General features: G+C 69.8%; 23 protein-coding genes and 2 tRNA genes. 16 read left to right on the top strand and 9 right to left on the bottom strand.

From position 1 onward, the window contains the following. The 3 genes from tatC (at nucleotide 1) to glmU (ending at nucleotide 3,377) form a co-directional block, all read left to right on the top strand. Complete coding sequence (gene tatC, locus IC605_RS21450) at nucleotides 1-786, top strand: twin-arginine translocase subunit TatC (protein ID WP_216328796.1); 786 nt, start codon at nucleotides 1-3, stop codon at nucleotides 784-786. Nucleotides 787-880: 94 nt separating this feature from the next. Then, nucleotides 881-1,774, top strand: a complete 894-nt coding sequence (gene lgt / locus IC605_RS21445) for a prolipoprotein diacylglyceryl transferase (protein ID WP_216328795.1) — start codon at nucleotides 881-883, stop codon at nucleotides 1,772-1,774. A gap of 157 nt (nucleotides 1,775-1,931) precedes the next feature. Next, nucleotides 1,932-3,377, top strand: coding sequence for a bifunctional UDP-N-acetylglucosamine diphosphorylase/glucosamine-1-phosphate N-acetyltransferase GlmU (gene glmU, locus IC605_RS21440; RefSeq protein WP_216328793.1), 1,446 nt, complete (start codon nucleotides 1,932-1,934; stop codon nucleotides 3,375-3,377). Nucleotides 3,378-3,476: 99 nt separating this feature from the next. Here glmU and IC605_RS21435 read toward each other — a convergent pair whose 3' ends face one another. The 3 genes from IC605_RS21435 to rnhA all read right to left on the bottom strand — a co-directional run bounded on the left by IC605_RS21435 (nucleotide 3,477) and on the right by rnhA (nucleotide 6,231). After that, on the bottom strand, nucleotides 3,477-3,803 hold the full coding sequence (locus IC605_RS21435; RefSeq protein WP_216328791.1) for a barstar family protein: 327 nt from the start codon (nucleotides 3,801-3,803) through the stop codon (nucleotides 3,477-3,479). 74 nt (nucleotides 3,804-3,877) lie between these two features. Then, nucleotides 3,878-5,251 carry an MFS transporter gene (locus IC605_RS21430; RefSeq protein WP_216328789.1) on the bottom strand — a complete coding sequence of 458 codons (1,374 nt, stop codon included), beginning with the start codon at nucleotides 5,249-5,251 and terminating at the stop codon, nucleotides 3,878-3,880. Nucleotides 5,252-5,670: 419 nt separating this feature from the next. Next, nucleotides 5,671-6,231: a ribonuclease HI gene (gene rnhA, locus IC605_RS21425; protein ID WP_216328787.1), complete on the bottom strand. Its 561-nt coding sequence runs from the start codon at nucleotides 6,229-6,231 to the stop codon at nucleotides 5,671-5,673. A gap of 43 nt (nucleotides 6,232-6,274) precedes the next feature. Between rnhA and IC605_RS21420 the strand changes: the two genes are divergently transcribed. The 13 genes from IC605_RS21420 (at nucleotide 6,275) to IC605_RS21360 (ending at nucleotide 19,556) form a co-directional block, all read left to right on the top strand. Continuing rightward, complete coding sequence (locus IC605_RS21420) at nucleotides 6,275-6,757, top strand: DUF4870 domain-containing protein (RefSeq protein ID WP_216328785.1); 483 nt, start codon at nucleotides 6,275-6,277, stop codon at nucleotides 6,755-6,757. 79 nt (nucleotides 6,758-6,836) lie between these two features. Further along, on the top strand, nucleotides 6,837-7,592 hold the full coding sequence (locus IC605_RS21415; protein ID WP_216328783.1) for a PIG-L deacetylase family protein: 756 nt from the start codon (nucleotides 6,837-6,839) through the stop codon (nucleotides 7,590-7,592). 86 nt (nucleotides 7,593-7,678) lie between these two features. Further along, nucleotides 7,679-8,230, top strand: a complete 552-nt coding sequence (locus tag IC605_RS21410; RefSeq protein WP_216328781.1) for an SRPBCC family protein — start codon at nucleotides 7,679-7,681, stop codon at nucleotides 8,228-8,230. Between the two features lie 17 nt (nucleotides 8,231-8,247). Further along, the gene (locus IC605_RS21405; protein ID WP_216328779.1) at nucleotides 8,248-8,502 is read left to right on the top strand and encodes a hypothetical protein; all 255 of its coding nucleotides are present in this window, start codon (nucleotides 8,248-8,250) and stop codon (nucleotides 8,500-8,502) included. A 151-nt stretch (nucleotides 8,503-8,653) separates the two neighbouring features. After that, nucleotides 8,654-9,733, top strand: a complete 1,080-nt coding sequence (gene gnd, locus IC605_RS21400) for a phosphogluconate dehydrogenase (NAD(+)-dependent, decarboxylating) (RefSeq protein ID WP_216328777.1) — start codon at nucleotides 8,654-8,656, stop codon at nucleotides 9,731-9,733. Next, nucleotides 9,730-11,421 (top strand): glucose-6-phosphate dehydrogenase, encoded by a 1,692-nt coding sequence (gene zwf, locus IC605_RS21395; protein WP_216328775.1) that lies wholly within the window; start codon nucleotides 9,730-9,732, stop codon nucleotides 11,419-11,421. Before gnd ends, zwf begins: the two co-directional genes overlap by 4 nt. 115 nt (nucleotides 11,422-11,536) lie before the next feature. Further along, the gene (locus IC605_RS21390) at nucleotides 11,537-12,493 is read left to right on the top strand and encodes a glucose-6-phosphate dehydrogenase assembly protein OpcA (RefSeq protein ID WP_216328773.1); all 957 of its coding nucleotides are present in this window, start codon (nucleotides 11,537-11,539) and stop codon (nucleotides 12,491-12,493) included. Nucleotides 12,494-12,512: 19 nt separating this feature from the next. Beyond that, entirely contained in the window at nucleotides 12,513-13,187 is a 675-nt protein-coding gene (gene pgl / locus IC605_RS21385) for a 6-phosphogluconolactonase (protein ID WP_216328771.1), read from the top strand. Nucleotides 13,188-13,388: 201 nt separating this feature from the next. Further along, entirely contained in the window at nucleotides 13,389-16,172 is a 2,784-nt protein-coding gene (locus tag IC605_RS21380) for a M16 family metallopeptidase (protein ID WP_216328769.1), read from the top strand. Between the two features lie 275 nt (nucleotides 16,173-16,447). Further along, entirely contained in the window at nucleotides 16,448-17,551 is a 1,104-nt protein-coding gene (gene queG, locus IC605_RS21375; protein WP_216328767.1) for a tRNA epoxyqueuosine(34) reductase QueG, read from the top strand. Nucleotides 17,552-17,611: 60 nt separating this feature from the next. After that, entirely contained in the window at nucleotides 17,612-17,992 is a 381-nt protein-coding gene (locus IC605_RS21370; RefSeq protein ID WP_216328765.1) for a nuclear transport factor 2 family protein, read from the top strand. Between the two features lie 147 nt (nucleotides 17,993-18,139). Then, nucleotides 18,140-19,003, top strand: a complete 864-nt coding sequence (locus IC605_RS21365) for a glutaminyl-peptide cyclotransferase (RefSeq protein ID WP_425514236.1) — start codon at nucleotides 18,140-18,142, stop codon at nucleotides 19,001-19,003. 7 nt (nucleotides 19,004-19,010) lie between these two features. Next, the gene (locus IC605_RS21360) at nucleotides 19,011-19,556 is read left to right on the top strand and encodes a kinase (protein WP_343216687.1); all 546 of its coding nucleotides are present in this window, start codon (nucleotides 19,011-19,013) and stop codon (nucleotides 19,554-19,556) included. Between the two features lie 6 nt (nucleotides 19,557-19,562). Here IC605_RS21360 and tmk read toward each other — a convergent pair whose 3' ends face one another. From tmk to IC605_RS21330, 6 genes are all read right to left on the bottom strand, one after another. Continuing rightward, entirely contained in the window at nucleotides 19,563-20,192 is a 630-nt protein-coding gene (tmk, locus tag IC605_RS21355; protein WP_216328758.1) for a dTMP kinase, read from the bottom strand. A 100-nt stretch (nucleotides 20,193-20,292) separates the two neighbouring features. Continuing rightward, nucleotides 20,293-21,084, bottom strand: coding sequence for a Nif3-like dinuclear metal center hexameric protein (locus IC605_RS21350; RefSeq protein ID WP_216328756.1), 792 nt, complete (start codon nucleotides 21,082-21,084; stop codon nucleotides 20,293-20,295). 14 nt (nucleotides 21,085-21,098) lie between these two features. Next, on the bottom strand, nucleotides 21,099-21,497 hold the full coding sequence (locus tag IC605_RS21345; protein WP_216328754.1) for a VOC family protein: 399 nt from the start codon (nucleotides 21,495-21,497) through the stop codon (nucleotides 21,099-21,101). A gap of 88 nt (nucleotides 21,498-21,585) precedes the next feature. After that, nucleotides 21,586-21,662, bottom strand: a tRNA-Met gene (locus IC605_RS21340). Nucleotides 21,663-21,697: 35 nt separating this feature from the next. Further along, nucleotides 21,698-21,773, bottom strand: a tRNA-Ala gene (locus tag IC605_RS21335). A gap of 37 nt (nucleotides 21,774-21,810) precedes the next feature. Next, complete coding sequence (locus IC605_RS21330; RefSeq protein ID WP_216328753.1) at nucleotides 21,811-22,497, bottom strand: TrmB family transcriptional regulator; 687 nt, start codon at nucleotides 22,495-22,497, stop codon at nucleotides 21,811-21,813. Nucleotides 22,498-23,179 lie beyond the last annotated feature (682 nt).

The following is a 23,179-nucleotide window of genomic DNA, read 5'->3' as shown; positions in this document are numbered from 1 at the left end:
ATGACCAAGCCGTCCGCCGAACTCCAGAGCGCGCCGCTGCTCGACCACCTCGAAGAACTCCGCAAGCGCATCATCCTCGGCCTGATCTTCCTGGCGGCCGGGATGGTGGTCGCCTTCCAGTACCGGCTGGAGCTCATCGAGCTGACCAAGGGGCCGCTGCGCTCCTCCCAGCAGTACCAGGCGGGCAACGTTCAGCTCGTCACGGTCAACCTCACCGACCAGTTCCTGCTCAGCATCAACCTGTCCTTCTGGGCGGGGCTGGCGCTGGCGCTGCCCTTGATCCTGTGGCAGGTCTGGGCCTTCATCGCGCCGGGGCTGTACCCCCACGAGCGGCGCTGGGCGCTGCCCTTCATCGTGGGGGCGGGGCTGTCCTTCGTGCTGGGGGCGGCCTTCGGGTACACGTTCGTGCTGCCCGCGATGGTGCGTTTCCTGCTCGACTTCCTGGGCGGCGCCGTCGAGCAGATGCAGAGCCTTTCGAACTACATCGGCACGGTGACGACCTTCCTCGTCGCCTTCGGGCTGGCCTTCGAGCTGCCCATCCTGGCGGTGATCCTGACGCGCATCGGGCTGGTCAACCACGTGATGCTGCGCCGGGCCTGGAGGATCGCCCTCGTCGGGGTGCTGCTGCTGGCCGCCGTCATCACGCCCACGCCCGACCCCATGAACATGCTGCTCGTGGCCCTGCCGCTCTACGCCCTTTACGAACTGGGGGTGCTCCTCTCCCGCGTGTTCCGTGTCCGGCCCGTGGAGGACCCCACCGACGGGGGCGCCCCGCTCGGCACCTGAGGCCACCGGCCCTCCCCCACCCGGCTCCCGTGGCCGGGTTTTTGCTGGCGAGAGGTCCGGGGAGGGTCCGGGGGCTTAGACTGCCTGACGGCTTATGGACCCAGTTTTCCTTCAGATCGGCAATTTCACGGTTGCCTGGTACGGCGTGCTGATCACGCTCGGCATCGTCGCAGGCGTGTGGGTGGGGACCCGGATGGCCCGGCAACGCGGCCTGAACGTCGACCTCTTCAACGACATGATCCTGTGGATGATCATCTGGGGCCTCGTCGGCGCCCGGCTGGTCTTCGTCCTCACCTCGTGGGAGCAGTTCGCGAACATCCCCTTCCCGCGCGTGCTCCTCGACATCATCAACCTCCGGCAGGGCGGTATCTCGATCCACGGCGGCCTCATCGGCGGCATCTTGGTCTTGATCTACTACACCCGGCGCTACCGGCTGAACTTCTACGAGTACGCCGACCTGTGCGTGCCCGGCGTGGCCTTCGGGATCATCGGCGGGCGCATCGGCAACATCATGAACGGCACGGACACGGTGGGCCGGGTGACCGGGTGGCCCATCGGCTACCGCTGGCCCGACTCGGCACGCGCCTTCCACGAGGGCATGTGCGTGCCCAATCCCAACCCCGACATGGACCTCTCACGCTACTGCCAGGAGATCGGCGGGCAGATCGTGATGACGGCCCCCGTCCACTTCACCCAGCTCTACGGGGTGTTCATCGGGATCATCCTGGCGGTCGCCTCGTACTTCTGGCTGCGCTCGCGCAAGGCGGGCTGGGCCTTCTGGCAGTTCTGGCTGTGGTACTCCATCCTGCGCGCCGGGTTCGAGGAGACCTTCCGCCTCAACCCCCTGGCGATCAAGTCCTACCTGAGTCAGGGCCTCCAGGCCCCCGGCATCGGCTTGTGGACGGACACGCACCTCATCAGCTTCCCGCTGATCATCGCCAGCATCGTGTTGCTGCTGAGGCTGCGGAATCGGCCGAATACGCGGTAGCACGGGAGCTTTCAGCCGTCAGCGGTCAGCTTTCAGCACAAAAGGGGGAAGGGCGGCGGGTCCGGGAAGAATCGGGGCGCCGCCCTCCTCCTTGCTGACGGCTGATCGCTGAAAGCTGACCGCTTGCCTTACACTGGCTCCCGACAGGTGACAAGGTATGACTGACAACAATCGTCCGCTGGACGTGGTGATTCTCGCGGCGGGGCAGGGCACCCGCATGAGGTCGGCGCTGCCCAAGGTGCTGCACCCGGTGGCGGGCCGCCCGATGGTGGCCTGGGCCGTGAAGGCCGCGCAGGAGCTGGGCGCGCGGAACGTGGTCGTGGTGACCGGGCACGGGGCCGGGCAGGTCGAGGCGGCGCTGGCGGACACGGGCGTGCGTTTCGCCCGGCAGGAGCGGCAACTCGGCACCGGGCACGCCTTTCTGTGCGGGGCGGAGGCGCTGCCGGGGGACGGGGCGGACCTCCTCGTGCTGTACGGCGACACACCGCTGCTGCGCACGGAGACGCTGCGTGACCTCCTCGCGGACCACCGCTCCCACGGCTCGGCCTTCACGATCCTGACGGGCGAGCTGCCCGACGCGACCGGGTACGGGCGGATCATCCGGGACGCGCAGGGCGACGTGGAGCGCATCGTGGAGGAGAAGGCGGCCACGCCACAGGAGAGGGCGGTCCGCGAGTTCAACTCCGGCGTGTACGTGATGGACGGCCGCGCCCCTGACCTCGCCCGGCGCATCACGGACGACAATGCGGCGGGCGAGTATTACCTCACCGACCTGCTGGAGCTGTACCGGGGCGAGGGTGCGCGGGTCCGCGCCTTCCGTCTGAGCGACCCCGACGAGGTGATGGGTGCGAACGACCGCACCGGGCTCGCCGGGGCCGAGGCCATCCTGCGCCGCCGCATCAACACCGCGCATATGCGGGCGGGGGTCACCCTACAAGACCCCGACACCACCCGCATTGAGGACACGGTGACCCTGGGCCGCGACGTGACGGTCGAGCCGGGCGTGATCCTGCGCGGGGGGACGCGGGTGGCCGACGGCGTGACCCTCGGCGCCTACAGCGTGGTGACCGACTCCGTGCTGGAGGCAGGCGTAGTCGTCAAACCTCACAGCGTTCTGGAGGGCGCGCGGGTCGGCGCGGGCAGCGACGTCGGCCCCTTCGCCCGGCTGCGGCCCGGCACGGTGCTGGCGGAGGGGGTCCACGTCGGCAACTTCGTGGAGACGAAGAACGCCCGGCTGGAGGGGGGCGTCAAGGCCGGGCACCTCGCCTACCTGGGCGACGTGACGGTCGGCGCGGAGACGAACATCGGGGCCGGGACCATCGTCGCCAACTTCGACGGGGTGAACAAGCACCAGACCCGGATCGGCGCGGGCGTCTTCATCGGCTCCAACTCGACGGTGATCGCCCCGCGCGAGGTCGGTGACGCCGCCTTCGTCGCGGCGGGCAGCACCCTTCACGAGGACGTGCCCGAGGGGGCGCTGGCCGTCGCGCGGGGCAAGCAGCGCACCCTGGAGGGCTGGTCGCGCCGCTACTGGGGCGGCATGAGGGAGAAGGTCAGCGAGAAACTGCCGTGGCTGGCGGGGTGGCTGGAGCGGCAGGGGTAGGAAGGGTCAATGGTGAGTGGGAAGTGGTCAGCGTTGGGCTTTTCCCCTCGACTGACCACTTGCTATCGACTCTTGCTCGGCAATGCTACAGAGCACTACTTACTGCAAGACGAGGGCCAGACGCGGCATCTCCTTCTGCTCCAGGTAGCGCCGGTTGACAAAGGCTGTGCAACTCAAGAGAGCTTCCGCAATATCCGGCACCCTTTGATTGAACGCCTCAAAATCTAAAAGAAGAACAAAAAGATGCTCTCCCTCGCCCAATATGAAGCGAGACATTCCATCTCCCTCATGCAGGTACGTGAGGCAATCGACCCAGGCACTCATGTTTTGACCGTAAAAGTCCGGAAATCCGAAGGCTTCGGCACATATTTTATGGAAGCTTGCCCAATTATAAATTTTTGTCGTATCTAGCGAGACGTAGGCCATGCAGACAGTATGCACAAGAAAAGCGACTGCACGCTTTCAAAAGCCGTCGCCAGAATTATATTCTCCTACCGTTCTCAGTCCCCCGCCCGTACCCCCGCCAGCCCCTCCAGGTACTCGCGGTCATCCAGGCGGCGCATCGCGGGGTTGAGCAGTTGCAGGGCGGCGAGGAGGGCGACGAGCACGCCGAGGGCGGCGATGACCGGGGCGGGCGGCAACCTCGTGGAGAGGAGGCTGATCAGGCCCATGCCGAGCGGGGCGGTGAAGCGCGCGACGAAGCGGCGCACGGCGAAGACCCGGCCCTGCATCTCGCGGGGCACCTGCGCCTGCCAGATGCCGCCGCTGTGGGCGGTCGCCACCGGCATCAGAAAGACGGTGAGGGCGAGGGCCGCCGCCGTGACGTACAGGTGGTTCGAGAGCCCCACCCCGAGCAGCCCCAGCCCCATCAGCCCGAGGGGGACGAAGATGCCGAGATACCTCTGCCGCCTCAGCCCCCCCCACGCAGAGATGGCGAGCCCGCCGAGGAACATGCCCGCGCTCGTGGCCGTCTGGATGATGGCGAGGGCGGCGGTGAAGCTCATGCCACGGGCCTCCAGGTCGGGCGCGAGGGTGAAGCGGGCCAGCAGGACCTGATAGCTCGGGATGGCGGCGAGCGCGAGGTTGAGCACCGCGAAGACGATCAGCAGGTGCAGCAGGGGTGGGCGGCGCAGCAGGTACGTCCAGCCCAGGCGGGTGTCGGCCCTCACGTTCGCGGCGGCGCCCCCGTGGCTCTCGGCGGGGGGCGGGCTGGGGATGTGCAGGCGGGTCAGCACGGCGGCGGCCACCAGGAAACTCAGGCCGTCCACGGCGAGCGCGAAGGGCACCCCGTCACGCAGCGAGGCGAGCCAGCCCCCCCCTCCCCCCCGCGCGAGCAGGGCCGGCAAGCCGATCAGGAGGGTGGCGAGGGCCGGGCCGATCAGGTAGCTCAGCGTGCGGGTGGTCTGCATCATGCCGTTGGCGCGCGTGAGGGTCTCGTCGGGCAGCAGCATCGCGTAGCTCGTCTCGAAGGCGGCCTCGTGCGTGATGTCGAGGGTCTGGGTGACGGCGACGTAGAGGAGCAGCGCCCACAGCGGCAGGACGGTGGTGAGCATCAGCGCGGCCACGGCGAGGGTCACCACGCCGGAGAGCGTGTCGCACACGAGCATCACCCGCCTGCGGTCGTGGCGGTCGGCGAGCGAGCCCGTGAGTGGCGCGAGAATCACGGCAAGCGACGTGGAGAGGATGAACACCGCGCCCGTCGCCAGGGCGAGCTGCGCCTTCTGAGCCTCGCCGGGATACAGGGTCTGCGCGAGATAGATGATCAGGGCGAAGTATGCCACCGCGCCGCCCACCCGGCTGACTGACTGCGAGCCCCACAACGCGAGAAAGGTTCTCCAGCCGGAGGCCGGAAGAGGTGAAGATGAGGGGGACATGGACAGTCAGTGTAGACCGGACGCTGTGAGGAGATGCCGGGAGGTCAGTTGGGCGCCCCGGTTCTGACAGGGTGACAGGCGGGAACGTGCTGGAGGGGCTTTTTCGTCCCGTTCGCACAGCAGTACGGCGGGGTCCGTGGGCGAGTCGCCCGGACGACAACAGCTCGGTCACAGCGGGGGCGCAGCCCGGGCGGCCGGGTCCTTGCGCGCCTGAACGTGTCTGCCGACTGAGGGAGGACGAGCGTGCCGACCGTGCCCATCGCGTCCTGGTCGGGCGGTCAGCAGACGGGAGGGGTGGAAGTTCACCGCCTCGACACCGCTCTAGTTGGGGAGGGACGCAGCAACGGACCCCCGACACGCCGAGGTCAGGGTGATGCCCGTTCGTTCCCGCCGGGACAGAGCGCGCTCCCGCTGCTTCCTCACCCGCCCCTGAGTTTCTTGCGCTCCCCCACGGCGAGTTTGTCCACCCGCTCATTCTCCTCGTGCCCGTCGTGGCCGCGCACCCAGACGAAGGTGAGGGCGTGCTTCCTCGCCTGCTCGATCAGCTCTTCCCACAGCTCACGGTTCTTGACGGGCTCGCCCCCCGCCGTTCGCCAGCCGTTGCGCTGCCACTTCAGAATCCAGCCGTCGGTGAAGGCCTTGCGGAGGTACTGGCTGTCGGTGACCACGCGGACCTGGCAGGGGCGCTTGAGGGACCGGAGCCCTTCGAGGAGGCCGCGCAGCTCCATGCGGTTGTTCGTCGTGTCCCGTTCGTGGCCGCTGAGGACGAGTTCCTGGCCCCGGTACTTCAGGATGGTGGCCCAGCCGCCGTGCCCTGCCGCCGTGTCGCAGGCGCCGTCGCTGTAGAGGTCCACGAGTTCCCCGGCGATGGGCTGGTCGGGCTGGATTCCGGCCTTGATGGGCAGCAGGTCCCGCGCCGCGTCCTGCGCCTTCTGGGCGGCGGACTTGCGGAAGGGGGGTTTGCCGCCGGGCCGGGTCATAACCCCGGAACTGTAGGGAGCCACGCCCCGTACTGTCAAGGATATGCACCTCCCCCCGGCGTCTCGTCCGCCGCCCGTCCCCCTGATCCCCGAGGCCGAGCGGACGCCCGCGCTGCTGATCCACCTCTCGCCGCTGCTGGGCTTCGTGCTGCCCGTGCTGGGCAACGTGCTGGGGCCGCTCGCGGCCTGGCTCGCCTACCGCGACCGCAGCCGGGTCCTCGACGACCAGGGCAAGGAGGCGCTGAACTTCCAGCTCAGCGTGTGGCTGTACTCGCTCGTGTTCGGGCTGCTGTTTTTCGCCCTGGTCAGCCTGGGGCTGATCGGCGGGGCCTTCGGCGCGGCGGCGGGCTCGCCCGACCTCGGCGTCTTCGCCCTCTTCGGCTCGCTGGCGGCGTTTTTCGCCCTCTTCATTCCGCTGGGGCTGGTGCTGTGGGCCTTTCCGCTGGTGGTGATGCTTTTCGCGGTGATCCGGGTGAATCAGGGGCGGGGGTACCGCTATCCGCTGCGGATTCGGTTCCTGAGGTAGCAGGATGTGGAAGTCGCTGAGGAGGCTGGTGCTCCGGCTCGTCCACACCTCACCACCGACAACCCCTATCCTTGGGCCCATGCGAATCATGGCCGTCTTTGCCCACCCCGACGACGAGATCGGATGCATCGGCACGTTGAGCAAACACGCGGCGCGCGGCGACGAGGTGCTGCTGGTGTGGACGACGCTGGGGGAACTCGCGTCGCAGTTTGGGGACGCCTCGCACGAGGAGGTCACGCGGGTGCGCCGCGAGCACGGGGCGTGGGTGGCGGACCGGATCGGGGCCCGGTACCACTTCTTCGACCTGGGGGACAGCCGCATGACGGGCGGGCGCACGGAGGCCCTGCAACTCGCCCGACTGTACGCGCAGTTCCGCCCCAACGCCGTGATCACCTGGAGCGACGACCACCCCCACCCCGACCACCGCATGACGGCCAAGATCGCCTTCGACGCGATCACGCTCGCCCGCATCCCCAAGATCGTCAACGAGTCGGGCGGCGGCGCCACCATGCCCCCCGCCCCCGACCTCAGCGGCGACGAGGCGGTCGAGAGCGGCGAGGACGTGACCCGGCTGGAGGCGTGGCGCGAGCCCGTGCGCTTCTACCAGTACTACGCCCCCGCCAGCCCCTACCCGGAAGTCTTTGTGGACACGACGGACACCTTCGAGGCCGCCGAGGACGTGGCGGGTTACTACCGCGACTTTTACAAGTGGGGCTGGACTGCCGAGCAGTTCCGCGAGGGCCGCGCGGGGGCCGGGCGCCTGGCGGGCGTGAAGTACGCCGAGAGATTCAACCTGCGGGCGAACCACCTGCGGGCGCGGGAGTACCTGGACTGAGGGGCTTGTGGCCCTTGGCCTATCGCCTGGAGAGAACCCCTCCACAAGCGACAGGCCAGGGGCCGCGCGCTACATTGACCCCCGACATGGCCGAACCCATCAACATCAGGCAGAGCATCGTGGTGCGGTCGCGCCCGGACGTGCTGTACCGGCTGGCGCTGGAGCCGAGGCGCCGGGTCAGGTGGGACCCCAACCTCGTGCGGGCGGAGTACCAGGGCGGGGACGGGCGGCTGGCGAACAACGTCCTCGTGCGCTTCAAGTTCTCGCGGCGGCTGCTGGGCCTCTCGTTCACGGCGAAGTACGGGCAGCTCCAAGCGCCCCTGCGCGGCGGCTGGGAGAGCGTCCGCAACGTCGGGCCGCTGGAAAAGCTCACCCAGGGCTGGAACTTCAAGGCGATGCCGGGGGGCACGGAGGTCACCCTCACCTTGAATGGCCGGGTTCGTTACAACTGGGTCCGGCGTCCCATCGAGCGCATCCTGCACAACATGGTCGCCTCCACCCTGCTCGAACTCCAGCGCCAGGTAGACGCCCAGGGCGCGCAACTGATGGAGGACATGGGCCGCGAGATGCAGAAGCGGCAGCAGGAGGAGAAGAAAGTGGCGCGTGAGGCGGCGAAGGCGGCGCGGCGCAAGAGGTAGCTGGAGGGGAGGCAACCGTGGACCTCTGGGACTTGCGGGACGAACTCAGCTTCCAGGACCTGCGCCTCACGCTGGGGCGGCATCCGCAGACGGGGCAGCCCTGCCTGCTCTTCATGGTGCAGTGCGGTATCGGGGAGTACCCCGCCCGGCTCCGGCTTGAAGAGGACGCCTTCCGGCACTACCGGCAAGACCCTCTCCTCGCCGCGCGCCTCACCGAGCGGTATCAGGGCCTGACACGTGAACAGGTGCGTGAGGCGGGGGGCGAGTGCTGAGCGAGCCGGGCTGAACGCGGGCGCCGGGCCGCATCTAAACCTCCCATTCAGGAAGGGAAACGCCGTGTGGGCCGCGCGTATGATGCCCCTCATCAGGTGCTGGGGGCTGGAAGCGCTTCCGGGCTCCCTCCCGGCGCCGGGGAGGTCTCCTATGAAGATCGGCATGATCGGCCTGGGCAAGATGGGCGGCAACATGGTGCTGCGCCTGACACGCGGCGGCCAGCAGGCGGTGGGCTACGACCGCAACGAGGAGAACGTGGCCCTGGTCGAGGCCGAAGGTGCGCAGGGCGCCCGCACGGTGGAGGAGCTGATCGCGGCCCTCGGCGAGCCGGGCCAAAGGGCCGTGTGGGTGATGGTGCCGTCGGGAATGATCACCCAGTCGGTCATCGACGACCTGGCGGGGCGGCTCTCTCCCGGAGACATCATCGTCGACGGGGGCAACTCCAACTTCAAGGACACCATGCGCCGGGGCGAGGAGCTGGCGCGCCGGGGCATCCATTTCGTGGACGTGGGCACCTCGGGCGGCGTGTGGGGCCTGACGGAGGGCTACGCGATGATGGTGGGCGGCCCGGAGGAGGCCGTCGAGCGGCTGCGGCCCGTGCTGGAAGTCCTCGCCCCAGCGCCGGATAGGGGCTGGGGCCGCATGGGACCCGTGGGCTCGGGCCACTACGTCAAGATGGTCCACAACGGGATCGAGTACGGGATGATGCAGGCCTACGCGGAGGGCTTCGAGCTGCTGCACGCCAAACAGGAGTTCGGGCTCGACATGGCGCAGATCGCCGAACTCTGGCGCCACGGCTCGGTGATCCGCTCGTGGCTGCTCGACCTCACCGCCGAGGCGCTGAAGAACCAGGCCGACTTCTCGCAGCTTTCGGACTACGTGGCCGACTCGGGCGAGGGGCGCTGGACGGTCATCGATTCCATCGAGCTGGGGGTGCCCACCCCGGTGATCACCCTCTCGACCCAGATGCGCTTCCGCTCGCAGCAGGAGGTCAGCTACGCGGGGCAGATGCTTTCCGCCATGCGGCGGGCCTTTGGCGGGCACGCGGTCAAGCTGCTCGAACAGACCCGCCAGGAGTCGGTCGTGCCCGAGGTGCAGCCCGGCGAGCACCCCACCGCCGCCGCGCCGCAGAACATCCCGGTGGAGACGGCCCAGCCGTCCACCGACAGCACGGGTGAGGCGCGGCAGCTCGGCGAGACCGGGCAGCAGCGCGTGACGGGGGACGCGTGACGCGCGGACGGAAAAAAACCGGGGCGCCGGAGGCGGCCGAACCCACGACCGGGAGCGTGCGCCGCGCCGTCCGGACAAAGGAGGCCGTGCGCAACGACGACCTCGACCAGAGCCAGCTCTCCGCCGCCCCGCCCGCCCGCAAGAGCCGCAAACGCACCCCCGGCGCGGGGGCGGGCGCCGACGGGCAAAACCCCTTCCGCGCCCTGATGCGCCGCAGCCGCGCGCCCGAACCCGCCACCCTGGTGATCTTCGGCGTGACGGGCGACCTCGCGCGGCGCAAGCTCCTCCCCGCCGTGTTCGGGCTGTGGCAAGACGGGCTGCTCGGGAGTGCCTTCAACATCGTCGGGGTGGGCCGCCAGGAGATGACGGACGAGGCCTTCAAGGACTTCGCCGTCGAGGCCCTCAAATCCAGCAAGGAGACGGACGCCCCGCAGCCCGGCGCGCTGGAGAAGTTCCGCGAGTTGCTGTACTACGAGTTCGGCGACTTCGGCGGCGACGAGGTGTACGACCTCGTGGGCCGGGAACTCGACCGGGCCGAGGAGGCGCACGGCGGGCGCAAGAACGCGCTCTTTTACCTCTCCACGCCGCCCAGCCTCTTCGAGCCGATCTCGAACGGGCTGGGGCGCCTCGGCCTGGCCGACCAGTCGGAGGGGTGGCGGCGCATCGTGATCGAGAAGCCGTTCGGGCGCGACCTGCAAAGCGCCCGCGAGCTGAACGACACCATCCACCGCGTCTGGGACGAGTCGCAGGTCTACCGCATCGACCACTACCTCGGCAAGGAGACGGTGCAGAACCTGATGGCGATCCGCTTCGGGAACTCGATCTTCGAGCCGCTGTGGAACCGCGGGTACGTGGACCACGTGCAGATCACCGCCGCCGAGGACCTGGGGTTGGAAGGCCGCGCCGGGTACTACGAGGAGGCCGGGGTGGTGCGCGACATGCTGCAAAACCACCTGATGCAGCTCTTCGCCCTGACCGCGATGGAGCCCCCCGCCGCCTTCGACGCCGACGCCATCCGCGACGAGAAGGTGAAGGTCTTGCGGGCGGTCAAGCCCATTCCGCGCGGCCGGGTGGGAAAGGTCGCCGTGCGCGGGCAGTACGGCCCCGGCACCCTCTACGGCGAGGAGGTTCCCGGCTACCGCGAGGAACCCAACGTGAAGCCGGGCAGCACCACGCCCACCTACGTCGCGGCCAAGCTGGAGATCGACAACTGGCGCTGGCAGGGAGTCCCCTTCTACCTGCGGACGGGCAAGCGGCTGCCGAAAAAGGTCACCGAGATCGCCGTCGTCTTCAAGCGCCCACCGCTGGGCATCTTCCCCGGCGGCCTGGAGCGCAACGTGCTCGCCTTCCGCATCCAGCCCGACGAGGGCGTGAGCCTCAAGTTCTCCTCCAAGTCGCCGGGGCAGGAGATGGTGCTGCGCGAGGTCGTGATGGACTTCCGCTACGACGCCTTCGGGGCGCAGCTCGAAAGCCCGTACTCCCGCCTGCTCCTCGATGCCATGCTCGGCGACGCGACCCTCTTCCCGCGCGAGGACGAGGTGGACCACGCCTGGCAGATCGTCTCGGGCATTCTGGAGGCCTGGGACGGCACGGCGGCCCCCGAATTCCCCAACTACCCGGCCGGAACCTGGGGCCCCGACGCGGCGGACGAGCAGATCGGGCCGGACCGGCGCTGGAGGAGGTTGTGAGGGGAGCTTTCAGCGGTCAGCCGTCAGCCGTCAGCAAAAACAGTCTGGCTGAAAGCTGTCTGCTGACGGCTGATGGCCTCACCAGAAGTGCAGGGCCCCAACCTGGAGGTGCGACATGACCACCGCCACCGACCTTCGTCCCCTCGGTCCCGTCGAGACCAAGGTCCAGCGGGCGCAGGCCACCCTGGACGAGCTGTGGGCGCAGACGGACGTGGAGACGCGGGCGTACACCGGCAACATCGTGGCGCTGACGGTAAGGCGTCACCGGGAGCGGGTGGAGGAGGCGCTGGCCGGGCTGGAGGGGCGCTACGCGGGGCGGCAGATCATCGGGGTGATGGACGGGCAGAAGGAGGTCGTCGTGCAGGCGAGCCTGGTGCCGCAGCGGGGCGGGCTGTACATCGAGCGGCTGACGCTGGAGGCGAGCCCCGAGCAGCTTCAGGGGGCGATCCTGCCCCTCTTGCGCCCGGCGACCGTCAACCACGTGTGGTGGGGGGCGGACACCAAGCCGGAGGGGGTGCTGTTGCGCGAGCTGACCGACATCGCCGATCAGGTCATCGCCGACAGCCTGACGCTCGACATTCCCCCGGCGCGGCACTACGCGCTGGCCGACCTGGGGTGGAGCCGTTCGGCGGGGTGGCGGGAGGCGCTGGCGCAGCTTTTCGACTCGCCCGACGCCGCGCGGCAACTGCCGAAGGTGGACCGCCTGGTCGTGCGCTACGCGGGGAGGAACGAGTTGCCCGCCCGCCTCTTCGCGGGGTGGGTGGCGAGCACGCTGGGCTGGCGCGACCTGAGCGGCGCCGACTTCCGCCCCGCCCGTTGCGGACGCGAGAACGGCGACCTGTGCAGCGTGGAACTCATCGGCGAGGGGGTGCATTTCTCGCTGGCGGCCTCGGAGGGCGACATCGCCCGCACCCGCTGCGAGTGGCCGGGCATGACCCGCGCGACCGAGATCAACGTACCGCGCATGACCCTCGCCGAGGGGCTGGCCCGCGTGATGGCCCGCCCCGAGCGCCGCGAGGTGTTCGAGCGCGCGTGGACCCTGGCGAAGGGGAGCCTGGAGGGGAGGGCATGAGGGGCGCGGGGAGGAGGCGATGAACCTCCGCGTCTTTCCCTCGCCCGAGGCCACCGCGCAGGCCGCCGCCGAAGCCTTCGCCGGGGCCGCGCGGGAGGCCGCGCAGGCACGCGGCGCCTTCCACGTTGCCCTCTCAGGGGGCAGCACGCCAAAGCTGATGTATCGCTCTCTGAGAGAGATGACGGATGTGCCCTGGGAGTTCGTCCACGTTTACTTCAGTGACGAGCGGAGCGTGGGGCCGGACAATTCGGAGAGCAACTTCCGCCTCGCGCACGACGAGCTGCTCCGTCATGTGCCCATCCCGAAACCCCAGATTCACCGCATGGAGGGCGAGCGCCGCCCGCTGGAGGAGGCCGCGAGCGCGTACGCGGCGTTGCTCCCCGAACGGCTCGACGTGGTGCTGCTGGGCATGGGGGACGACGGGCACACCGCGAGCCTCTTCCCCGGCACGGCGGCGCTGACGGCGGGCGGGCGGGTCGCGGCGAACTGGGTGCCGAGGCTCGACACCGGGCGGCTGACCTTCACCTATGACGAGATCAACGCGGCGCGGGAGCGCTGGCTCCTCGTGACCGGGGCGGGCAAGGCGGGCGTGCTGCGTCAGGTGACGGCGGGCGAGGTCGACTACCCGGTGGCGGGCGTGCGCGACCCGGTGTGGTTCGTGGACGAGGCGGCGGCGGGCGAGCTCACGCGGTAGCGGGACGGGGTCGGCGCTGGGGAGGCTCGGGCAGCGCGCTCCGGGCCTCCTCTCCTGTGGCGGGAGTGACTTCCTGTGGCGGGCGGGACTGGAGCCCACCCCACGCTCGACCCGTGGAACGTGCCTTCACCCGCGCAGCTCATCCGCCGAGGCGGTAGGCTCGTGGGCACAGTCCCGCCCCACCCCTGCCCCGGAGGACCCATGCGAACCCTGTCTCCTCGCCGTAGCCTGCTCCTCACCCTCGCGCTGCTGACGGGCCCAGTTGCCCTCGCGCAGACGGCTCCCCCGACCGCCACCCCCGCCGCACCGAGTACGCCCGCCGCCCGCCCGACCCTACCCGCGGGCGTGACCTTCGTGACCGAGGTCGAGGGTGTGCGCGAGTATCGCCTGAACAACGGGCTGCGGGTGCTCCTCTTCCCCGACACGTCGAAGACGACCTTCACGCTGAACGTGACGTACCTCGTGGGCAGCCGCCACGAGGGCTACGGCGAGACGGGTATGGCGCACCTGCTGGAGCACATGGTCTTCAAGGGCACGCAGAGGAGCGGCAACATCCTCGAACAGCTCGGCAAGCGCGGGGCCGACTTCAACGGCACGACGAGCCAGGACCGCACGAACTACTTCGAGACCATGACGAACACCGGCGACAACCTCGCCTGGGCCATCCGCATGGAGGCCGACCGCATGGTGAACTCGCGGGTGAGCGCCGAGGACCTCAAGACCGAGATGACGGTCGTGCGCAACGAGTTCGAGTCCGGCGAGAACAGCCCGCTGCGGCTCCTCCTCAAGCAGACGCAATCGGTCGCTTTCGACTGGCACAACTACGGCAATAGCACCATCGGCAACCGCTCGGACGTGGAGAACGTGCCGATCAACCGCCTCCAGGCCTTCTACCAGCGGTACTACCAGCCCGACAACGCGGTGGTGACGCTGGCCGGGAACTTCGAGCCGGATGCGGCACTGCGGCTGATCGCCGGGAGCTTCGGCAGCGTCCGCCGCCCGTGGCGCACCCTGCCGCCGCTGTACACGGCCGAGCCCCCGCAGGACGGCGAGCGCAGCGTCACTGTGCGCCGGGTGGGCGACGAGCAAATCCTGCTGGCGGCGTACCACATGCCCAGCATCCGCCACCCCGACATGCCCGCGCTGATGGTGCTCGACCAGATTCTCGCCGACGAGCCCGCCGGGCGGCTCTACCGCGCCCTGGTGCAGACCAAGCAGGCGACCGCCATCGGCAGCCTCACGAACAGCGCGACCGACCCGGGCCTGATGATGTACGGCGCCATCCTGGGCAAGGACGACAAATTGGCCCCCGCCCAGGCGACCCTGCTCGCCACGCTGGAGGGGGCCAGCAAGACGCCCTTCACGGAGGAAGATGTGGCGCGCGTCCGCACCCGGGTGGTGAGCGGCTACGAGCAGCTCCTCACCAAGCCGGAGGAGGTCGGCGTGACCCTCTCCGAGTACATCGCGGCGGGCGACTGGCGGCTGCTCTTCAAGCTGCGCGACGACATAGAGAAGGTGACGCCCGCCGACGTGCAGCGGGTGGCGGCGGCATACCTCAAGCCCACGAACCGCACCCTGGGCACCTTCTTGCCGACCGCGCAGCCCGACCGGGTGACGATCACCCCCGCGCCGAGCGCCGCCGAGGTCCTGAAGGGCTACCAGGGACGGCAGGGCCTCGCGGCGGGTGAGACGATTTCCCCCGAGCCCGCCGCGCTGGAGGCCCGGGTCACCCGCGAGAAGGTGGCGGGGGCGGACGTGGCCCTGCTGCCCAAGAAGACGCGCGGCGAGCGGGTGGAGTTCGTCCTCAGCCTGAACTTCGGCAACCCCGACACCGCCCGCACGGGCAAGGACGCGGCGGACTTCATCGCGCCCCTGCTCACGCGCGGCAGCACGGGCCTGACCCGGCAACAGCTCGCCGACCGCCTGGAGGCCATCCGCACCCGTCTGAGCGTGACGGGCAGCGCGACGGGCGCTACCGTGCGGGTGAGCACCGACCGCAAGAACCTGCCGGAAGCGCTCGCCCTCGCGCGCAAGGTGCTGCGCGAGCCCACCTTCCCGCAGGGCGAGTTCGAGGAGATCAAGAAGGCGAGCCTCGACAGCCTGGAGTCCGGGCGCAGCGACCCCGAGACCGTCGCCAGCCAGGCGCTCGGGCGGGCCTTCATGCCCGCGGGTGCCAAGCGGGGTGACCTGACCTACGTCCCCACCCTCGACGAGGAGATCGCGGACACCCGGGCCGTGACGCTGGCGCAGGTGCAGGATTACTACCGCCGGGTCTGGGGGGCGGCCAGGGCGCAGGTCTCCGTCGTGGGCGACTTCGACCCGGCGACGGTGCGGGCGGCGATTCCCGAGATGCTGGGCGGCTTCACGAGCGGCGTGCCCTATCAGCGGGTGATCCTGCCGCTGACGAACCCGAAGGCGCAGGATCTCGTGCTGAACGTGCTCGACAAGGCGAACGCGATCTACCTCGCGCGGCTGGCCTTCCCGCTGCGTGACGACAACCCCGATTACGCGGCCCTCACCGTCGCCATGCGGGTCTTCGGCTCGGGCACCGACTCGCGGCTCTTCAACCGGCTGCGGCAGAAGGAGGGCCTGAGCTACGGGGCGGGCGGCGGCGTCAGCGTCTCCAGCGAGGACGAGAAGGGGAACTTCACGACCTACGCGATCTTCAACCCGAACGTGACGGGGCAGGTCGCCACCGCCATGCGCGAGGAACTCGACCGCGCCCTGAAAGACGGCTTCACCGCGCAGGAGATCGAGGCCGCCAAGTCCGCCATCCTTCAGGAGACGCGCGTGGCCCGCAGCGACGACGGCAACCTCGCCTCCGGCCTCGCCCGCCAGCTCTACCTGGGCCGCACCTACGCCTTCAGCGCCGACTTCGAGACGAAGCTCAAGGCCGTCACTCCCGAGATGGCGCGGGATGCCCTGCGGAAATACGTGAACCCGGCGAACCTCGTGGTCGTGCGGGCGGGAACGTTCGGGAAGTAGGGGGCCGCCTCCTTTCAGCTCCTCTGCTACGCAGCTCTGCGAGTCCCCCTCGTGGGGGAGGTTGGGAGGGGGAAACGCAAACGGCCACCAGCGCGGCCCGAGGAAGACGGCCTGGACATCCCATTGGTCTTGGGCCGCCCGGCCCGCTTACCCCCACCTCACCTCCCCCCTCTGCTTCGCAGCTTTGCAAGTCAAGGGGGAGGGATTTTTTGCCCCGGGTATCCCGCCCGCCAACGCTCTCTTTTCCCCTCCCGTTGCCGCGCCATACTCCCCCCGTGAACGCTGCCGAACTCCTCTCCGACCTCGCCGTGTTCCTCGGGGCGGACGCGGTAGGGTGGGCTCCAGCGCAGGTTCCGGCGGCCTCGGTGGAGGAGTACGCCGGGTGGCTGGGGGCGGGGCGGCACGCGGGGATGGCTTACCTGGAACGGCAGCTCCCGGCCCGCTCGGACCCGTCCTCCCGGCTGGAGGGGGCGGGCAGCGTCCTCGTGCTCGGCGTCTCACACGCCTTTGAGGAACCGCCCGTCCCGGCTGGGGGAGTGCGGGTGGGGCGGGTCGCGCGTTACGCCTGGACGCCCGATTATCACGACCAGCTCCAGCCCGTGCTGACCCGGCTGGAGGAGGAGGCGGCCGGGCTGGGGGTGAAGGCACGCGGATACGTGGACCACGGCCCGGTGATGGAGCGCCTCTTTGCGGCGGGCGCTTTCCTGGGCTGGCGCGGCAAATCGGGGATGAACGTCAGCACGCGGCTGGGCGCTTTCGTGACGCTGGCGGTGCTGCTCACCGACCTGCCCTTCGGGGAAACGCACGTGGCCCACCCCGACCGCTGCGGGCGTTGCTTCCGCTGCGTGGCCGCCTGCCCGACGAACGCCATCGGGGACGACCGGGCCATCGACGCGCGGCGCTGCGTCTCGTACCTGACCATCGAACACCGGGGGCCGATCCCGGACGAATTCCGCGCTGGAGTCGGCGACTGGCTCTTCGGCTGCGACGTGTGCTCGGAGGTCTGCCCGTGGTCGCAGAAGGCGGGGCCCCTCGCCCGGTTGCTCCAGCCACAGGCCGAACTGGCCCACCCAGACCTGGGCGCCTTTTTCGGCATCGGCGAGCGTGAGTTCGAGCGGCGGTTCGCGGGCACGGCCTTCCTGCGCCCCCGCCGCAAGGGGATGGCCCGCAACGCCCTGACGGTGCTGGGCAATACCCGGGCTCCCGGGGGCTGGCCGCTTCTCCTCGCCGGGAAAGAGGACCCCGCCTGGGAGGTGCGCGAGGCCGCCGCCTGGGCGCTGGGCCGCTGGGGCGAGACAGCCCATGTCCAATTCCTCCTTGACGACCCGCACGAGACGGTGCGTGCCACCGCCACCCGAGCCTTGACCGAGGCTTCATGAGGAAAAACGGGCAGGATTTCCCCCTCGCATTTGGGACGGGAACGTGGTCAGGTGAAGGGCATGGCGAACCTGACTGAGACGTTCATGGAAAGACTTCAGACCATCGAGGCGAGCGGCGACCCCGCGCCCCTGGTGGAACTCTTCGCGGACGAGACGACGCTGCGCAACATGACGACTCAGGAGTGGAGCGGCGTGGACGGGGCGCAGGACTTCTGGACGCGCTACCTGGCGAACTTCGAGACCATCCGCAGCGAGTTCTTCCACCACGCCGACGACGGCCACACCGGCATGATGGAGTGGGAGGCGACCGGCAAACTCACGGACGGGGCGGACATCGCCTACCGGGGCATCAGCGTGATCGAGCACGACGGCCAGAAGGTGCAGGCCTTCCGCACGTACTACGACTCCGCCGCCTTCGTGAAGCCCGCCGTGGAATCCTGAATTCCCGCACGGAGACGACAGCCCGCCCGGCGTCTGGAGTTTCCTCCAGGCGCTTTCGCCTTGCCGCCGTCCCGGTCACCCGGCCGTCCACGCGGGTGAACGTGACCCCAAGACGTGGCCTCAGAGAGGGCGCATAGCATGGGGAGGATGCGCGCCCGACTTCCCCTTCCCGTCTGCCTGGCTGCCGCCGCCCTCACCCTAGGCCCCGTGCTGCCCCGGGTGGGGGCGACTCCGGCCCCGACCACGGCGGCCCAGCCCGCGCCCGCGCTTCTCACCCCGAGTGTCACGGCCCGCTACCGGCACGACCGCGCGGCGTTCACCCAGGGCTTGCAGTACGTGGGCCAGGGCACGCTCGTCGAGAGCACCGGGCAGGTCGGCGAGTCGGGGGTGCGGCGGGTCGAGCTGAGGACGGGCCGGGTGCTCGCCGGGGTGCCCACCCCCATCTCCACCGCCTTCGGGGAGGGCGTGACGGTGCTGGACGGCGTGGCCTACCACATCACGTGGCGCACGGGTGTGGCCTTCGCCCTCGACGCGGCGACCCTGCGCGAGGTGGGCCGCTACCGCTACCAGGGCGAGGGCTGGGGTCTGACTCACGACGGGAAGGCCCTCATCATGAGTGACGGCTCGAACGTCCTCTTCTGGCGCGACCCGAAGACCTTTGCCGTCACCCGCACCCTGCGCGTGACCGACGGCGGGCAGCCCGTCCGGAACCTCAACGAGCTGGAGTACGTGCAGGGCAGCGTCTACGCGAACGTCTGGCTCACCAACCGCATCGCCCGCATCGACCCGAAGACGGGCAACGTCACCGCCTGGATCGACGTGGGCGCCCTGACGCAGGAGGCCAGCGCCGCCGCGAGCCGGGCCGGGCAGCCCCTCACCTTCGACGACGTGCCCAACGGCATCGCCTTTGTCCCCGAGCGCGGCACCCTGCTCCTCACGGGCAAGCGCTGGCCCACAGTGTTCGAGGTGCGGCTCCCCGGCGTGACGGCGCAGGCGGCCAGACGACCCTGAGCGCGAACTGTCCAGGACGGCCACGGTAACGGCCCCGGCCCAGCTCATCGTCCTGCGCGGCAATTCGGGAAGCGGGAAGAGTTCGGTCGCCCGCGCCCTGCGGCAAAGGTACGGCTACGGCATGGCCTGGGTGGAGCAGGACTACCTGCGGCGTGTCCTGCTGCGTGAGCACGACGTTCCGCACGGCAAGAACATCGACCTGAACGTGCGCTACGCCATGGAGCAGGGGTACCACGTCGTCCTGGAAGGCATCCTGTCCACCCGGCACTACGGCCCGATGCTTCGGCGTCTCCGGCAAGGGTGTGGGACGGCAAGCCACTTTTACTTCTTCGACCTCCCCTTCGAGGAGACCGTCCGCCGTCATGCCACCCGGCCTCAGGCCCGCGAGTTCGGCGTGGAGACCATGCACGGCTGGTATCAGGAGTGCGATCTGCTCCCCTTCGTCGCCGAGCGGGTCATTCCCGCCGACAGCTCTCTGGAGGCGACCGTCGAACGGCTCTGGAACGAGGTCGGCCTCCAGCGCCGTCACGGTCCGGATGAGGACGGTCCCTGAGCCGCGCTAGCCGGTCTGAACGGTCAGCCTCTCCCCCACCGCCGCCCAGATGTCTTCCTCCAGCACGTCGGGGGCGCGGGTCGCGTCCAGCACCAGAAAGCGCCCCGGCTCCCGGGCGGCGAGGGCCAGAAACCCTTCCCGGACGTGGGTGTGGAAGGTCAGGTCGGCGCGTTCGAGGCGGTCGGGCTGCCCGCGCGAGGCCGCCCGCGCGAGCCCCACGGCGGGGTCGAGGTCGAGCAGCACCGTGAGGTCGGGGACGAGGTCCCCCGTCGCCTCCCGCGTCACCGTCTCCAGGAGCGAAGTCTCCAGCCCCCGCCCCGACCCCTGATACGCCCGACTGGAGTCCGCGTAGCGGTCGCAGAGCACGACCTCCCCACGTGAGAGGGCAGGCCGGATTACCTCCCGCACGAGCTGGGCGCGGCTCGCCGAGTACAGCAGGAATTCGGGCAGCGGATCGATGTCGAGCGCCGGGTCGAGCAGCACCTCCCGCACCCGTGACCCCAGCGCCGTGCCCCCCGGCTCCCGCGTGACGAGGTGCGCCGCCCCCACCCCCTTCAGCCGCGAGGCGAGCCGCCCGACCTGGGTGCTCTTGCCCGCACCCTCGGGTCCCTCGAAGGTGACGAAAAGGGAGGTCATGCAGCCTCGCCGCCGTGTGTGGCGTGTGGCGTGTGGCGTGTGGAGCAAGCCCGCTGCCCTCTTCTTCTCCAGGCCACGGGCCACGGGCGACCCGCCCCCCTCACAACCCCGTCGGATGGTGCAGGAAGTGCCACGGCAACCCGAACTCGTCCTCTATCCGGGCGGCGAGGGCGCGCACCCCGAAGACCTCGGTCTCGTAATGCCCGGCGAAGACGACGTTCACGCCGTACTCGAAGGCGTCGTGGAAGTGCTTGTGCTCGGGCTCGCCCGTGAGCAGGGTGTCGAGGCCCGCCGCCGCCGCCTCGGCGACCGTGCCCGCCCCACCGCCGCTGACGATGCCCAGGCGGCTCACGTTCGGCGCGCCGCCCCCGTGGACGAGGCAGATTTCGCCCGTCAGCTTCTGCACCCGGTCGGCGAAGTCCTGGAGACTCTGGGAGAAGGGCAGCTCGCCCGCCAGCCCGATCCGGTGCCCCCGCCAGTCGCCGAAGGGGCGGCGGTCTTGCAGGCTGAGGGCGGTTGCCATCATCGCGTTGTTGCCCACCTCCGGGTGCGCGTCGAGAGGGATGTGGGCGGCGTAGAGGTTCAGGTCGGCCATGATCGCTGTGCGGATTCGCTCGCGGTGCGGCCCGACAACCGGCAGGGGCCTGCCCCAGAACAGCCCGTGGTGGACGATCAGCAGGTCGGCCCCGCTGTCGGCCGCGTCCTGGAGGGTCTTGACGCTGGTGTCCACGCTCGCCGCGACCCGGCGGATGACCGGCGTGCCCTCGATCTGGAGGCCGTTGAGGCTGGGGTCGGGGTAGCCGCCGATGTTGAGGTACTCGTTCAGCCAGCGCACGAGCGTGTCACGTTCGACCTCGGCGCGGCGGGGGGGGGTCTCCGTCATGCGGCCCATTCTAGGCGGGCCCTTCAGGAGGCAGCGTCGGCGGGGACGCTTTCGTGCCCCCCGTGCACGACCTCCAGCCGGTTGCCGAAGGGGTCGCGCAGGAAAACGCGGGGCACGCCCGCCTCCTCGTCCGCCCGGTAAGGGACGCCGTGCGTCTCGCAGTGGGCCCGAAAGGCGGCGAGGTCCGCGCACCGCAGCGCCGGGTGCCCCTTCTCGCGCGGCACGAAGTCGGGGGTCACGCCCACATGGAGTTGCCGCCCGTCCGGCAACCCGAACCAGACGCCTCCTCGCGGTCTCAGCGCCTCGGGCTTGGCGAGTTCGGGCAACTCCAGGAACGCGCCAAAGAAAGCCCGCGCCTGCACCTCACACCCGGCGGGAGCTTCGACCTGCACGTGATCCAGACCGGACATCAGGGTCGGCATGGGGCGAGCATAGATCCGGCCAGGGCCCGAACGGCGTTCCTCCCCCGGAAACAAAAAGAAAGAACCCCGCGCAAAGCAGGATTCTCCTTGGTGGCGATGCCCGGACTTGAACCGGGGACCTAACGATTATGAGTCGTTCGCTCTAACCAGCTGAGCTACATCGCCTAGAAGTTTGCCCCGCGTCAACTGCGGGGCATCCCTGGTGGAGCTGAGGGGATTCGAACCCCTGACCTTCTGAATGCCATTCAGACGCGCTCCCAACTGCGCCACAGCCCCAAAGGCTCAGGTAGGTTAACAGCGCTTCCCATTCTTGTCAACGGCCCACCGGCGCCTCGGCGGGAGCGCGCTCTGCCGCCAGCCGCACGTACCCCTCGATCAGGTGAACGACCACCGGGTTGTGGGTGTGCACGCCGTGCGCCTCGCCCACCCCACCCTCCTCGATGAAGTGGGCGATCAGGGCCGCCTCGCCGTCGCGGGCGAGCAGGAAGGCGCGCTGGCCGTCGGCAGCGACGGTGGGCAGCCCAGCCAGGGCGGCGCGGTGCACCTCCACCCCGCGCGGGGTGAGTCGCTCCAGGCGGTCGGCGAGCGCAGGCTCCCCCGCGAGGAAGACGCTGCGCCGGGCATTGAGCGTCAGGTCCTCGCACAGGCTGCGGATGGCCGCCTCGCCGTAGAGGTGGTACACGGCCTCGGGCGCCGGGTCGGGGGCCAGACGCGAGAGGTCGCGGTCGAGGGCACCCAGGCGGTCGTCGAACGCGCGGCGGGCCCGGGCGAGGTACTCGCGGGCACTCAGGGGCGCGTACTCCAACGGGTTTTGCCCCACCCGCGCCGCCAGCCCCCGGCCCTCCAGCCGTTCGAGCGTCTCGTAGATCTTGGGGCGTGGAATGCCCGCCTGCCGCGCCACCCGGGCGGGCACGGCGCGCCCGAGGGCCAGCAGGGCCGTGTAAGCGCGGGCCTCGTACTCGGTCAGTCCCAGGGCTTGCAGGTGAATCACGGCGCTCATGTGCGCAAGCATACGGGAAAAGCCGTGATTGTGGGCCACACACCCAAGCCCCCGTCCCACCCGGGGAACACCCGACACCTCCCAGGGAACAGGGGATGACCGGGACGGCCCCGCTCCACCCCTGGAGATCAGGCCCTCCCGTGAACCGTACCGGGAGCACTTCAGAGCCACAACGAAAAAACCCCGGCAGAGCCGGGGCTTTCTTGGTGGGCGGTATAGGATTTGAACCTACGACCCTTCGCGTGTGAAGCGATCAGTGAGGGTTGTTCTGCCCCTCATCGCTCCTCACATCGTCGTGTTTATGGGAGTTCCTGATGAGGGCGCCCCGGCTCGCCCCGGTATTCGGCGGCGTGTTGTCTGTCAATTGTCTGTCACGGCAGGACGTGGGGCGGCACCCTCTCGGCAAATAGGACACCAGCAGGGCCAACACCGGTCAGCTCTCTCCCGGGAGCAGCGGGCCGCGCAGAAGCAGGCTGGCCGTGGGTGAAGGGCGCGCTGCTCCCCAGTGCCGGGCTCCCCTGTGTGTCCCAAGGGGGAGGTCACGCTGCGCTGGGCGGCGGTGCTGGGCGGCGGTGCTGGGCGGCGGTGCTGGGCGGCGGTGCTGGGCGGCGGTGCTGGGCGGCGGTGCTGGGCGGCGGTGCTGGGCGGCGGTGCTGGGCGGCGGTGCTGGGCGGCGGTGCTG

Source organism: Deinococcus aestuarii (assembly GCF_018863415.1).
Classification (GTDB): domain Bacteria; phylum Deinococcota; class Deinococci; order Deinococcales; family Deinococcaceae; genus Deinococcus; species Deinococcus aestuarii.
Note: the sequence above shows the minus strand (reverse complement) of the source record. Positions and strands in the feature narration are given on the sequence as shown.